We start from the raw sequence: 14,594 nt of genomic DNA, 5'->3' as shown, positions 1-14,594 counted from the left end.
TGTTCACCTCAAATCAGCTTCAATAGACCCATAATAATCAACATCACGGCTGGGAGAGCAGTGAATGAACGAATCCAGCTTGCACTTGCAAACCGAAATCCTGCTCTTAACCCTAACACAAGAAATGTACCGCTGAAAAGTGCGATCATCACAGATGTGAGCAGCGGAGGCAGTCCAAGCAAGGCTGCACCAAGTCCTGCTCCAAATGCATCAAGTGACAGGGCAATACCTAACCACATCGCTTCATATCCCGAAATACTGCCAGAGTCGTCCATATCTGCAGCGGAAGGTTTCTTCAATATTTGAATGACGATGCCCCACTTCTGAATTTCCAGTAAAAACACCGTCTTCTTCGATTCCTTCATTATATGCTGCTCGTCTTCATCCCATTCTTGCTCCTCTGTGACAGAAGCGCCATTCACAGTCTCATCCTGCCCTGGCTGAGCAGATGCTCTCAGGGATTGAATAAGCGACCACGCACCCATGCCTATAAGAATGATTGCTCCTATATATGAAGCAACATCAGGAGATACGAGGTGCGACAGCAGCACACCGAGCTGCATCGACAGTCCAATTACAAGGCCCGAGCATACCGATATAATGACGATGGACAGCCAAGGTATTTTCATTTTTCGAAGACCATATGTAATACCTATACCAAATCCATCCAGGCTTAATGCAAAGGCGAGCATTAGCAGAGTTAATAAATGAGGCACCCTCCATTCCTCCCCGTCCGGCTCAAGTTACATCTACCCATTTTTCTAATTTAAAGGTAGCGAATGTTTGCCTTAACTGCGTTGCCCTAGCAGTATATGGGAACCTGGTCTAAAGGGTGCCTATTCATGCATTTGCTCTCTATGACATACTAAACAAGAACCTGACACTTAGGACAGGTATGGGTACCGCGACCTCCGACGACACTCTTGACAATCATCGTACCGCACTCCGTACAAGGCTCGTCTTTTCTTCCATAGATCTTAAGCTGATGCTGAAACATCCCCATCTCACCCTGTCCGTTAACATAGGACTTGATGGATGAGCCTCCGGCTTGCACCGCTTCAAGAAGTGTATCAATAATGGACTGATGCAATAGAGCAAGCTGCTCTTCACGAAGTGTATTCGCTGGCTGCTCAGGATGTATTCCTGCTCTGAACAATGCTTCATCTACATAGATATTTCCGATTCCCACCACATACTCCTGGTTAAGCAGCGCAATCTTGATCTTCGTTGTTCTTGCTCCGATAACCTTAACGAAGGATTCAAGCGTAAAAGCCTCATCAAGCGGCTCAAGACCCAGCTTCATTAGTGGTTTATTCGCCAGATCCTCACCGTTCTTGAACAGATGCATGGTGCCAAATTGTCTTACATCCTTGTAACGCAGCTCTGTTCCATCCGAGAAGTGGAACACAACATGGGTATGCTTCTCAAGTGGATCGCCCTCTTGATACATCCCATAGCGGCCCTCCATTCGCAAATGAGAAACAAGCACGAGGCCGTCAAGCATAATACGCAGGAATTTGCCTCTGCGCTCTACCCCTTGAATCGTGTGGCCTGCAAGCTCCATTGCAAAAGCTTCGATGTCATCCGGCCGCTGAATAATACGCGGCAGGTGTACGGTAACGCGATCTATATACTTTCCGACAATAAGTGTATTTAATGTTCTTCTGACTGTTTCTACTTCCGGAAGTTCCGGCATGATGTCTTCACCTCACGTACCATTATACCGGAAGTTTGTTCGGACTTGTAACCCAAAATTAGATTACTTCGCCTCGTACCAGTTTCTTCCGTAGCTAACCTCTGCCTTGAGCGGAACCGACAGCTGGAGCGCTTGTTCCATCACTTCCGGAACGAGCTTCTTCATCGTTTCCAGTTCCTCTTCAGGGACTTCAAATACAAGTTCGTCATGCACCTGAAGCAGCATCCGGCTCTGCAGTCCCTGCTTGGCAAGAGCAGCATCCATCTGAACCATGGCAAGCTTGATGATGTCTGCAGCTGTGCCCTGAATTGGTGTATTCATTGCAGTCCGTTCTGCAAAAGAGCGCAGGTTAAAGTTACTTGCATTGATCTCAGGCAGATACCGGCGCCGACCCATCAGAGTCGTTACGTAGCCGTCTTTTCTTGCTTCTTTTACAATATCATCCATGAACTTGCGAACGCCCTGGAATACAGCAAAATATTGCTCAATAAACTGTGCTGCTTCTTTACGTGTAATATTCAAATTTTGTGACAAGCCGTAATCACTGATTCCATACACGATACCAAAATTGACGGCTTTGGCTGAACGTCTCATATTACTGTCTACGGCATCCTTGTCCACTCCGAATACATCCATAGCTGTCTTCGTATGAATATCCATGTCATGCACAAAAGCTTCCTTGAGCCGCTCATCGTCCGAGATATGAGCCAGAACCCGCAGTTCAATCTGCGAGTAATCGGCAGCAAGAATGTACCAGTTCTCCTCCGAAGGTGCAAATACTTTACGAATCTTCCGTCCTTCTTCAAGACGAATCGGAATGTTCTGCAGATTCGGATACTGACTGCTCAGCCTTCCTGTAGCCGCGATGGTCTGACGATAATAGGTATGGACCTTGCTGGTCTCCGGAGAAATTTCTTTAAGAAGTCCCTCAATATATGTGGATTGCAGCTTGGCAATCGTACGATATTCCAATATATACTGCACAATATCGTGATAAGGAGCCAGCTTCTCCAGCACGTCAGCCCCCGTCGAGTAGCCTGTCTTCGTCTTCTTGATCACAGGCAGCCCAAGCTTATCAAATAGAATCTCGCCCAATTGCTTCGGAGAGTTCAGATTAAATTCCGTACCTGCGATTTCATAGATCTTCTCCACCAAGCCGCGGATCGTCTTCTCAAACTCTGCGCCCAGCTCCTTCAGATCGTTGATATTTGCCTTGATTCCCTGCTTCTCCATATCAGCCAGTATTCTGGATAGCGGCATTTCCAAATCGTAGAACAGCTCATGCATCCCTGTCTCCTCCAGGTCCTTCTGTTGAAGCGGGATGATCCCTTGCAGTGAAGCTGTCTTGCGGGACAAGTGATTGGCCAGAACCTCAATATCTGGCACCTTATACTTTGCTCCCTTGCCCAGCACTTCCTCATCGGAAGCAAGTCGAGGCAGGGCGTATTTGGCAGCAAGCCCTGTCAGGGTCTGATCGCTGTCGGTGGGATCAAGCAGATATCCTGCCAAGTGAGCATCAAAGGCAGCTCCGGCGAATTCGATGCCGCTCGCATGTAGAGCAAGATCTACCCGGTGCAGATCATATCCATGCTTCGGCTGATTCGTATCAGCAAACCATTCTCTGATTTGGATACAAGCATCCGATCTCAGTATTTCTGGTGTCAGGAAGTAATAACGCTCCTGTGTGTAGATTACGATTCCAATGATTTCTGCATGATGGGGGTTGTCCCCATGAGCTTCTACGTGAACAACCTTCACTTCTTCCAGCGCCGAAGCGAGCTCCTTCGCGTTATCTTCAGTTACAATGACCACGTCCAGTTGAACAGCCTCCGGAGCGTCTTCTGAATCCTCATTCACCCGGTTCACAGTAAAGGATAAGCGTTCCAGCAGAGACTTGAATTCAAGCTTACCGAGTGCCGGGGCTGCTGATTCTTCCTTCAGTCCATCGAATACCATGTCTTCCCAGGATTGATCCAGCGGAACCTCGCGATAGATTGTAGCCAGCTTCTTACTGAGCCTGGCATCGTCCGCATGGGTTTCAATCTTCTCCTTCATTTTCCCTTTCAGCTCACTGGTATGTTCAAGAACAGCCTCTACCGAACCGAATTGATGCAGGAGCTTCAGCGCAGTCTTCTCTCCGACGCCCGGAATCCCAGGAATATTATCTGATGCATCGCCCATCAGACCTTTCAGATCAATAATTTGCAGCGGAGTTAGTCCATATTTCTCTTCAATCTCTTTCGGACCATAGGCTTCGATCTCGGAAACGCCTTTTCGAGTGAGAGCAATATTGACATGCTCGGAAGCAAGCTGCAGCATATCCTTGTCTCCAGTAACGACAAGCACTTCCCGTCCTGCCTCATCTGCGCGTTTGGTCAAGGTACCGATAATATCATCCGCCTCGTAGCCTTCGAGTTCAAATTGAGCAATGCCAAAAGCTCTCAGCAAGTCCTTCAGCACAGGGAATTGTTCGGACAGCTCAGGGGGAGTCTTCTGTCGACCGCCTTTATACTCCTCGTACCCTTCATGACGGAACGTCACCTTGCCTGCATCAAAAGCAACCATCATATGAGTCGGCTTATGCTCCTCCAGCAGTCTTAGCAGCATCGTTGTGAATCCATACACTGCATTCGTATGTAGACCGCTCGAATTCGTCAGCGGCGGCATTGCAAAAAACGCCCGATAAATAATGCTGTTACCATCTATTAAAATAAACTTTTCCATTAGACACCTCACACTGTGTTTTTGCTGTTTATATGATAACACAAGGGAACGGCTGTTCCAAAAAAAACAAGCAACCAGACGAGTGTGATAACGTCTCTGATTACTTGTTTTTTGTGAAAACCTGTTTATTCAATGGATACAGGTGTCAGAATTCCTTTTCCAGCGCTGCTAATCATGGCGGCCTCCGTCACTTTTGCAATGTAAAGCCCACTCTCAGCTGGTGCAGAAGCACTCTCTATTCTTCCAAGCAGCAGTTCAACAAAATCATGATTCGGATTACTGGACTCCGGCCATCGTTCTGGTGGTACCTCCCGAACTTCCGGTTCACCGTCTACAGCTTCATACAGCCTGCCATTTCGGAAGAGCAATGTACCTTGATCTCCATGGATCGATAAGTCCTCCTGCCACTTAATGCTTGCGCTGCCTACAACATGGAACGAGCCAATGGCTCCTCCCTCGAACTGAATCGTAACTGCTGAATCGATATCGACTTCGGTCTGCCTTGTGTCAATCACCGCTGAGACCTGCAGCGGCCGCAATCCGGTAATCCATAATACGGCATCAAGCAAATGACTGCCGGAATCGTTCAGCTGACCACCGCAGGATAAAGCCAGGCTCTGCCGCCAGGTGCCTTTCTGATCTACCATCCAGCTCTGGGCCTGATATGCGCTCACAAATTGAATGCTGCCCAACCTTCCGTGCGATACGGATTGCTTCATATACATATAAGGACCTAATAAATGACGTTGATATGCTACGGCAAGATGCTTGCCGCTGGCAGCCGCATGCGAAATAATTGCCTCTGCATTTGCTGCGCCATCTACAAAAGGCTTTTCCATGAGTACATGCAGTCCTGCCGTAAGGCAATCCATTCCTTGCTCATAATGCATTCGATGGGGAGATACGATGACAGCCGCATCCAGCTTCTCCTTTGCTAGTGCATCTTTATAGTCCGTATAAATGGCGGTCTTCTCTAATTCGGGAAAATCAGCCTTAGCACCATCTAGTGCAGCCGTACTGGGATCTGCGAGCGCTGCAATTTCTGCTTCCGGGAGCTGAAGAATTCGGCGTATATGCTCTCTTCCCATCCCTCCGACTCCGATCATTAAAAAACGAATTTTGTGCATTTGCTATAATCCCCCTATCCTTTGATTCCACTGAAGGTAATCCCTTGAATAAATGTTTTCTGCAGGAAGAAAAACAAAATAATAATGGGCGCGGTCATAATCGTCGATACCGCCATCATAAGTCCCCACTCCGTCCCTTTCTGGCTTTGGAACTGCTGCAATCCAAGCGATAAAGTATACGACTCGGGATTGGTCAGATACAGCAGTGGTCCCATGAAATCCGTCCAGCTCGCCATGAACTGAAACAAGCCGACTGCCAGCACAGCGGATTTGGCTAAAGGCAGCATAATCTGCCAGTAAATCCGAAACTCCCCGGCCCCATCGATTCTCGCAGCATCCTTCAGCTCGTTAGGTAATCCCATAAAAAATTGCCGCAGCAAAAAGATATAGAATGGAACTCCGAAAAAAGCAGGGATGATCAATGGCAGCAGCGTACCAATCCAGTTCAGCTTATCGAACAAGAGAAAGAGCGGAATCATCGTAACCTGGCCAGGAATCATCATGACGGCTATGGTGATCAGGAATAAAGTCTTGCTGCCTCTCCACTGCAGCTTGGCGAAGCTGTAAGCGACCAGCGGCGAAGTTAAGACAACGCCCAGCGTGCTGAAGCCAGTTATGATTAATGTGTTTTTTAAATAAGTAAAGAAGGGAATGTAGGTCATGGCATCCACATAATTGCTCCACATGAAGGGCTTCGGAATCCATTCCGGCGGGAAAGTGAACACCTGTTCCAGCGGCTTCAGTGAAGTAGACACCATCCAGATAAACGGGGCCAGAAAGAATACAGCTGCAATAAGCAGAAAGAGATGGGCACTGATTCGTTTTACATTACGTACTGTTTTGGCTGTCATATCCATCCCCCCTATTCGCCTTGATAGTGAACCCATTTTTTGGACGAACCAAAGATTACGGCTGTAAGCACCATCACAATAATAAATAAGATCCAGGCCATCGCTGATGCATATCCCATCTTAAAGAACTTGAATCCATTATCGTACAGATACATCACATAAAATTTCATGGAATCAGCTGGCGTTCCCTGACCATTCGTTAGTGTGTAGGGCAGCGTAAACTGCTGAAACGCATTGATTACACCCATGACCAGATTATAGAAAATAACGGGGGTGAGCAGTGGCAGCGTCACACTCTTCACCTTGCTGAACCAGCCTGCCCCATCAATCTCAGCTGCTTCATAATAGTCACTTGAAATATCATTCAGGCCTGCCAGATAGATCACAATAGATTGACCGATCCCCCACAGAGACATCAGGATCAGTGACGGTTTGGACCAGGTCTCCGATCCGAGCCATGCCGGGCCTTGTATCCCCATTCCGTCCAGAATACCGTTGACAAGACCAAATCCAGGATTTAGCAGCCACATCCAGAGTACAGCCATCGCGACAGCCGGAACCAGCGTTGGCAGGAAGAAGATCGTGCGGTAAACTGCCATTCCTCTAATCTTCATATTGAGCAGCATGGCTAAGGCCACACCAAAGAATATACTGAGCGGAACAAAAAACACGACAAAGTAAATGGTATTGTTGATGGATGTCCAGAACACAGAGTCCTTCATGAGAGATGCATAATTTTGGAAGCCTACAAATTCACCAGGCTGCAGGATGCTGTATGTGGTTAGGCTGAAATATAGAGATGAGACCAGTGGTGCCCCAAAGAACACGAGAAGTCCGATAACCCAAGGGGAAGCGAACAGCCAGCCGTACATATTGTCTCTATGCAGTCTGCGGCCCTTTTGTCTCATATTCACATGCTCTGTGCGGATCGGTTCCGATTTAATCAAGATTTACGCCTCCTGTTCAACTAGAGTGAAGTGAGGAATGATAGGTGTGCAGCAGCGTACGAACCTAAATTATTCATTCAATGCCTTGGATACATTATCGGTAACCTTCTTCAACACTTCTTCTGGCGTTCCTTTGCCGCGTGTTGCCAGATCGACTGCGGATGCCAGCTCGTTCCAGTACAGAGAGCCTTGTGTCATAACCGGACGCGCATGGGAGACGGGAAGTACATCAATGAATTCCTTAAAGATCGGATCCTCTTTGTACCCAAGCTGCTCATTCACTTTATCCTTGATTGAAAAATCCCCACTGATTCTGCTGAAGATTTCTTGACCCTTCTCACCGGATAAAAATTTCATGAATTCCCACGCTGCATCCTGATTTTTCGAACCCTTCGGCATGACGGTCGCCCATCCTCCGGACCAGGTCGTGTGATTCTCACCTGTAGGGGTTGGCATCGGAAACACACCATACTTCAAATCAGGGTTAAATTTCTTGGCCTGTGACACAGTCCATGGCCCTGAGACTTGCATGCTCAATTGCCCGGTGAAGAAAGGGTCCATCGTAGAGGTTCCCTGAGAGCTTGTAAAAGAAGCAATATCTTCAATGTTATATTCTTTAGCGTAATCCACCATCCAGGTAAGGGCTTCAATATTCTTCGGATGGTCTGCGGTTACATTCCCGTTCTCATCAAGGAATTCGCCCCCAAATGCCCATCCCCAGCCATAGAACCATCCCTGCCCATACCAAGGGATAAAGCCAATCTGCTTAAACCGGTTGCCTTCTTTGATTGTAAGCTTCTCAGCTACCGCCTCCAGCTCCTCGATGGTCTTCGGCGTCACTTCAGGATCTAGCCCTGCCTGTTCAAAATGCTCCTTGTTATAGAACACAAGACGTGCATCTGTCGACGTCGGCATCGCATAGAGCTTGCCATCATAGCTTGCTTCTTCCCACGCAAAAGGGTAGAAGCCATCCTCGGTAATCTGATCCCTTGCCGCAAATTCGGTTAAATCCGTCAATGAGCCTTGATTCGCCCAAGTAGCGACTTCGAATCGGTCAAAGTAGGCCACATCCGGTGCATTTCCACCCGCGACCGCAGCAAGCAGCTTCTCGTTCTTCCCTTCACCCTGCTGGGCGATATAGACCGAATTCACCTTGATGTCCGTATGCTCTGCTTCGAACGCCTTGATCACTTCTGCTATGGCGTCCCCCGTCAACTCTGTCATCGAATGCCAAAAAGTAATTGTTGTCTTTCCTTCTTGATCTGCTGAGCCGCCTCCGTCAGCATCCCCACCTGCACAACCTGACAATACTGTGCTGAATAACAGAACAAGCAAGCTCAAGCTCCAGAACCCTTTCTTTATAGCCATTCTTCTGACACCGCCTTTACCATTTTTGGTTCAGATAACTGTAAGCGCTTACGACCATTCATAAAAAAATAAGACCGGTAAGTTAGTATGTAATGTATATATCAACTTAAGTCATCTGTAAACAGTACAATATCAGACCTTGCTTCATTTTGCAATATTAAGAATAAATATATTTTTATTCCAAACAGAGCCCAGCAAAAAAAGAAAGAGCAGCTCTTATGTAGAGCGCCCTTCCTTAAATTCAAATCCGAGCAAGGTCAGCTTCGGAACTTCCTTGTTCTCAATTTGTGCAAACAAAAGCTCGACTGCCGTCCTTCCCATCTTCTCTTCATATTGCCGGATATGCGTAAATCTTGGCCTGTTCAAGTGATCATACGGATCATCCGGGCAATCGAAGCAGACGATGGAGCAATCCTCCGGAACACGTAAGCCCATGGATTCGAGCAGCTTATATAGAATAATCGCAATCTCATACTCAGCACATACATAGGCCGTAATTTGAGGATGCTCCTCAAGCAGCTTTTTCATCAGCCTGTACTCTCCAGAATGAGTATCACTTGATTTACACGAGTAACCACTCGGAATGTCTGTTATCAAATAATCGGAACACAGTCTCGTCCCGCTGGCCAAGAAGGCTTGCTGAAAACCGGCCAGCCGATCTTCAAGTGTTGACGTCCGGTTAGGATCCGGTGATATAAAAGCGATATGCTTATGTCCTGACTCCAGCAAATGAGCAGCGAGCTTGTAGGCTGCGGTTTTATTGTCTGTATGTACTGTACAGGCCTGGATCCCTTTCAAATTTCGATCTACCACTACGACAGGGAATTCATCCAGAATCATCTTGAGCAGCCGCTGATTATACTCTCTGCTGTCAGCAGGGAATACAATAATGCCGTCCACCTGAAGATCCAATAGAGCGTCAATCGCCGCTTCTTCCTCTTCTACAGAGTGATTGCTCCGCTTGATAACGAGGGAACCGCCGAGCTCAGCAATGGTCTTCTCAACCGCATACTGCAGCAATAATCCATAACCATCCGTATAGCTTGGAAAGATCGCTCCAATCAAACGGTCACCTCTTCTTAACTCCTTCCCCTCTCTGCCTGTAACGTCTTCGTCAGCTAGAGCATCAGAAACGTTGACATACGATCCTTTGCCGCGAATTCTTACAATAACTCCTTCTTCTGCAAGCTGGTCCAGTGCTTTTTTTGCTGTAATTCGACTGACCTGGTATTGATCTGTTAATTCTTTCTCTGAGGGAACCTGATCGCCAGGCTGCAGTCGGCCAGTGTCGATTTCATTTAGAAGAGATGTAATAATTTGTTGATATAAAGGTTGGTTCATACACATTTCCTTCCAAAAATTTATAATATACCAACTATATCAACTTAGGTTTGCAGCGTCAATTTTGTTTATTACATGAAAAAGCCCGTCACATGCGTAGTGTGACGGACCTATAATGGGTCTAAGGTATATCCTAAGACTTAGCGATTTTAAAACGATTCGACAATCTTCCGAGAATGATATCCGCAAGAATGGCCAGCAATGCGGCGGGGATAGCCCCTGCCAGGATCTTAATATTGTGACGCTGGTTCAGACCTGCATAAATTTCACGGCCCAGTCCATCTCCGCCAATAAGCGGTGCAAGCGTTGCGACACCAATCGCAATGACGGCTGCTACACGTAAACCCGCCATCAGAAACGGCAGTGATAGCGGCATTTCTACCTTCCACAGCAGCTGAAGCGGACTCATCCCCATGCCTTTCCCCGCATCCTTAATGCCTGCATTGACTTCGGATAGGCCAACGTAGGTATTACGAACAACCGGGTTTAAGCTGTATAGGAACAACCCGACAACTACGGTTGCATTGCCTAATCCAACGAGCACCATTAGAAGAGCAAGGAGCGCCAAGCTAGGTAACACCTGGATAATATTCGTGATGAACATGATTACTCGTCCCGTTCTCTGATAACGGGCACTTATAATACCTAACGGAATCCCAACTACAAGGGCAAGCCCGAGTCCGCATAGCACCATAACAATGTGTATCCATGTCATATTCCATAGATAGGATGCATTCTCTGTTAAATAATATCCAAACTTCTGCAGTGGAGGCGCATCCGGGTTCATCACGGACGCAGGAAGCTTGGATTCATCAAGCAGCCCTTGGTCCACCAAATACATAAGAGCCACATTTTTCGGCTCCATTTTGTTAACATCCACCTGATAATTGAGATCCGTCATTGTGTCGGCATCAATCGTGCCAATCAATAAGGATAGTGTTTCATCGAGCTCAGGGTATTCGGCGAGCAGCTCTTTTTTTACAACAGTCGATGCATCAAAGGGCGGAAAGAATTGCTTGTCGTCCTCAAGTGTAACGAGATTAAACTCCTTCAGACCCGGGTCAGTGGTGTAAGCAAGAACGACATCTACAATCTTATCCGCTACCGCTTGGTATACGAGCGAGATTTCCATAGGTGAAGTCGATGCGAATGTATAGCCATATTCCTTCGTAAAGGCCGGATAACCGTCAGCAGGACGTTCCAGCCAGGTTGTATCCACACCGATACTCATATTCCCTGCGTGCTCTTTGAGATCGGACATTGTACTTAAACCATATTGTTCAGCTACCTCTGGTCTTACAGCCAAGGTATACGTATTTTCGAACCCAAGCGGATCATACCATTTCAAATTATACAATTCGTCAAAGCCTTCTTGTGCCTGTCTCAGCACCGCTGCCCGGTCCTTGGTGTCTTCGATTTCAAAATATCCATTAAATATTTCTCCTGAGTACAGTGTACCCATATCCACTTCGCCCTGGGCGATGGAACGGAGAACAACACTGGAGGCAGCGAGGTCCGTTTTAATATCTACAGTTAGATCGGTTCGATCTTCAATTAACGCCTTATACATTTCGGCAAGTATCTTCGTTTCGGTAAATGTCTGGGTTCCTATGGTGACATCTGCTGCGGCAGCCTTGGTTGGAACGCTTACTGTGAATAACGTAAGAACCAAGACCAGCGTGAACAACGACCGTATCGTTTTGAACCATTTCTGATTTAATGCTCTCATATTTCCGTATCTCCCTCTTTCTTCATGGCTTTGAAGTGTGAACTTCCTGCTGATGCAGCGTTCTTATGCATTCGCTTTGGCACTATTCTTTTTTGGTGTGAATGCTTTCTCGACAAGGCTTAACACGAGGTCAGCCAGCAATGCAAAAAGAATGGCCGAAATGGCACCTGCTACAATCAGCTCCGTCTTATTCACGCCTAGACCTGACACAATTAATTGGCCAAGGCCACCGGCTCCAACAAGGCCTGCAAGGGTGGTCCAACTGATAATATAAACGGTCGTAATTCGGATTCCTGACATGATGTATGGAACAGCTAAAGGGAGCTCGATCTGGAATAAGCTCTGAAGTCTGCTATAGCCCATTCCCTTCGATGCGTCCCGGAGTGCTGGGTCTACAGATTGTAAGCCCGCGTAAGTATTCCGCAGCAAGGGCAGTAGGGAATACAGAAACAACGCGATAACCGCGGGTGTCATTCCAATGCCGAAGAGCGGAATCATCAGTGCGAGCAGTGCCAGACTTGGTATCGTCTGAAACAGATTAGCTACGCTAAACACAATCGAGTTGAGCCATTTGATCTCGCTTCTTGATATCATGATTGCGACTGGAATGGCGACCACAATCCCGAGCAGTGTTGCAATCAGCGCAATGAGCGCATGCTGTCCTGCAGCACTGAGGATATCAGGGTATCGCTCACCTACAAATACAAAGAAATTCGCTATCGCATCAAAGATTTGCATTGGCATCTGCCTCCTCTGTATCCGGAGTATACACATCCGCCAGCAGTCTCACCACGCTCCCCCTTGTAATGAGACCAAGGAATTGTCCATGCTCATCTACCACAGGCAGATTGGATAAATGATGCTCATTCAGAATCGCCAGCGCGGTCGTAACCGAAGTTCCACGCTGCACCACATGCTCTACAGGAGTCATAATATCCGCAATCTTCTTATCTTCCTCACGGTAATGCTTGATTAATTGATAGATCGTAACCGTACCGAGGAGACGCTTGGATTTGTCGACAATAACGAGGGAGTCAACCTTGCGTCTTTGAAGGATCGTTACAGATTCAGCAATTCCCCGGGTCGGGAATGCGGTAGCAGGATTATCGATCATGACCTCCTCAACATTCGGGAAGTCACTGTCATTATTTGAGATCATCCGGTTCTTACCAATGAAGCTTTCGACAAAAGGACTCGCAGGATGACGCAAGATTTGGTCCGGTGTCCCGACCTGTTCAATCTGACCATCCTTCATAAGCACAATGGTATCCGCAAGCTTAATCGCTTCGTCCATATCATGCGTAACGAACACAATCGTCTTCTTGACCTCTGTCTGCAGTCGGATGAGTTCATCCTGGAGCTCTTCACGACTGATGGGGTCCAAGGCACTGAATGGTTCATCTAAGAGGATAATGTCCGGATCAGCAGCAAGAGCACGAATAACTCCTATCCGCTGCTGTTGACCTCCGCTGAGCTCTGAAGGATAACGATTTCCAAATGTCTCAGGACTTAGCCTAACCTGGTTCATCAGTTCATTCACTCGGCTATCGATTTTTTCCTTATCCCATTTCTGCAGACGAGGTACAACCCCGACATTTTTTGCAATTGTCATATTCGGGAACAGACCTACACTTTGAATGACATATCCGATCTTCCGTCTAAGCTCAACCGCATCCATCTTGGAAATATCATCGCCATTGATTAGAATCTGCCCGTGTGAAGGTACATTCAATCGGTTAATCATTCTCATCGTCGTCGTTTTCCCACATCCCGAAGGTCCGATAAATACCGTTATTTCGCCTCGCTTGATTTCAAGGTTTATCCCTTTTAATGCCTCGAAGCCATCATCATACACTTTCTTAACACCTTTGAATTCAATCACAAATACGTTCCCCCTATTCAGAATTACTCACCTTATTCATTGTCTCGCAAATAACAAAAAGAGCCGTTGTATAACGGACTCAAGTATTAACCGCTATATCCATTTGCTTGGTGAGTTGCTTAAGTGACAAAGTATTATTACCCAATTTTGAGCATAAAAAAACAGATTTATCCGAAAAAGTTGAAAAAACTTTTTTTCGGTATAAATCTGTTCTTTGTTTCTTATTGATTTAGGTCTGGACGCTTGCCGGTAACCAAATATACGGTGCTTTCGCCGATATTGGTTGCATGGTCTCCAATTCGTTCAATATATCTTCCTACAAGCATCAGCAGCATCACTTGGGAAGCTTCCTGTGGATGATCAGACATGTAGCTGTATAGATCCGTAATAATTCGACTGTACAATTGATCTACGCCATCATCTCTCTTAGCCATTTGATACGCCAAATCTGAATTCTCTTCAAGATAAGACTGAATGGATTCGTCGATCATCACTTTTACGATATCCGCCATTTGAGGAATATCAATCAGCGGTTTAATTAGATTCTGACCTTCTAGACGCATGGTCACTTTCGCAACATCCAGTGCCAGATCACCCATTCTTTCAAGATCACTGGAAATTTTGAAGGCAACGATAATTCTGCGAAGGTCCTTTGCTACAGGCTGCTGTGTAATAATCAATTTGGTGCCGATATCCATGATGCGTTCTTCCATGGCGTTCAGTTCCACGTCTTCGCTTACTATCTTTTGCGCCAGCCCTTGATCCGAGGTTTTCAAGCTTGTAATAGAATCCACTAATGCCTTATTTACGTGCTCTGCCATCTGAAGCAGCAAATCACGGAGTTCATTCAGTTCACGATCAAAACTTTTTCTACGAATCATACTGCAGTTCCTCCCTTGGATGAGTCAAGCTGAGCTGGTACAAATATT

12 protein-coding genes are annotated in these 14,594 nt (G+C 46.7%); all 12 read right to left on the bottom strand.

Annotated elements, in window-relative coordinates; genetic code table 11:
- Positions 1–8: 8 nt before the first annotated feature.
- The 12 genes from PUW25_RS08235 to phoU all read right to left on the bottom strand — a co-directional run bounded on the left by PUW25_RS08235 (position 9) and on the right by phoU (position 14,546).
- Positions 9–716: an MntP/YtaF family protein gene (locus PUW25_RS08235; RefSeq protein ID WP_337999926.1), complete on the bottom strand. Its 708-nt coding sequence runs from the start codon at positions 714–716 to the stop codon at positions 9–11.
- A gap of 149 nt (positions 717–865) precedes the next feature.
- Complete coding sequence (gene mutM / locus PUW25_RS08230; protein ID WP_047909905.1) at positions 866–1,696, bottom strand: DNA-formamidopyrimidine glycosylase; 831 nt, start codon at positions 1,694–1,696, stop codon at positions 866–868.
- A 63-nt stretch (positions 1,697–1,759) separates the two neighbouring features.
- Positions 1,760–4,420, bottom strand: coding sequence for a DNA polymerase I (gene polA, locus PUW25_RS08225; protein ID WP_047909906.1), 2,661 nt, complete (start codon positions 4,418–4,420; stop codon positions 1,760–1,762).
- Positions 4,421–4,545: 125 nt separating this feature from the next.
- The gene (locus PUW25_RS08220) at positions 4,546–5,547 is read right to left on the bottom strand and encodes a Gfo/Idh/MocA family protein (protein WP_047909907.1); all 1,002 of its coding nucleotides are present in this window, start codon (positions 5,545–5,547) and stop codon (positions 4,546–4,548) included.
- A 14-nt stretch (positions 5,548–5,561) separates the two neighbouring features.
- Positions 5,562–6,398, bottom strand: coding sequence for a carbohydrate ABC transporter permease (locus PUW25_RS08215; protein ID WP_047909908.1), 837 nt, complete (start codon positions 6,396–6,398; stop codon positions 5,562–5,564).
- An 11-nt stretch (positions 6,399–6,409) separates the two neighbouring features.
- Complete coding sequence (locus PUW25_RS08210; RefSeq protein ID WP_238546261.1) at positions 6,410–7,345, bottom strand: carbohydrate ABC transporter permease; 936 nt, start codon at positions 7,343–7,345, stop codon at positions 6,410–6,412.
- Between the two features lie 69 nt (positions 7,346–7,414).
- Positions 7,415–8,713, bottom strand: coding sequence for an ABC transporter substrate-binding protein (locus PUW25_RS08205; RefSeq protein WP_047909909.1), 1,299 nt, complete (start codon positions 8,711–8,713; stop codon positions 7,415–7,417).
- A gap of 216 nt (positions 8,714–8,929) precedes the next feature.
- Complete coding sequence (locus PUW25_RS08200) at positions 8,930–10,054, bottom strand: GntR family transcriptional regulator (protein WP_052511682.1); 1,125 nt, start codon at positions 10,052–10,054, stop codon at positions 8,930–8,932.
- Between the two features lie 133 nt (positions 10,055–10,187).
- Complete coding sequence (locus PUW25_RS27490; RefSeq protein WP_081872159.1) at positions 10,188–11,783, bottom strand: glycine betaine ABC transporter substrate-binding protein; 1,596 nt, start codon at positions 11,781–11,783, stop codon at positions 10,188–10,190.
- 63 nt (positions 11,784–11,846) lie between these two features.
- Positions 11,847–12,521 carry an ABC transporter permease gene (locus PUW25_RS08185; RefSeq protein WP_047909911.1) on the bottom strand — a complete coding sequence of 225 codons (675 nt, stop codon included), beginning with the start codon at positions 12,519–12,521 and terminating at the stop codon, positions 11,847–11,849.
- On the bottom strand, positions 12,508–13,665 hold the full coding sequence (locus PUW25_RS08180; protein ID WP_047909912.1) for a betaine/proline/choline family ABC transporter ATP-binding protein: 1,158 nt from the start codon (positions 13,663–13,665) through the stop codon (positions 12,508–12,510). The genes PUW25_RS08185 and PUW25_RS08180 overlap by 14 nt, the downstream gene beginning before the upstream one ends.
- A 221-nt stretch (positions 13,666–13,886) precedes the next feature.
- On the bottom strand, positions 13,887–14,546 hold the full coding sequence (gene phoU, locus PUW25_RS08175) for a phosphate signaling complex protein PhoU (RefSeq protein WP_274336883.1): 660 nt from the start codon (positions 14,544–14,546) through the stop codon (positions 13,887–13,889).
- Positions 14,547–14,594 lie beyond the last annotated feature (48 nt).

This window comes from Paenibacillus urinalis, from assembly GCF_028747985.1.
GTDB classification, from domain to species: domain Bacteria; phylum Bacillota; class Bacilli; order Paenibacillales; family Paenibacillaceae; genus Paenibacillus; species Paenibacillus urinalis.
Note: the sequence above shows the minus strand (reverse complement) of the source record. Positions and strands in the feature narration are given on the sequence as shown.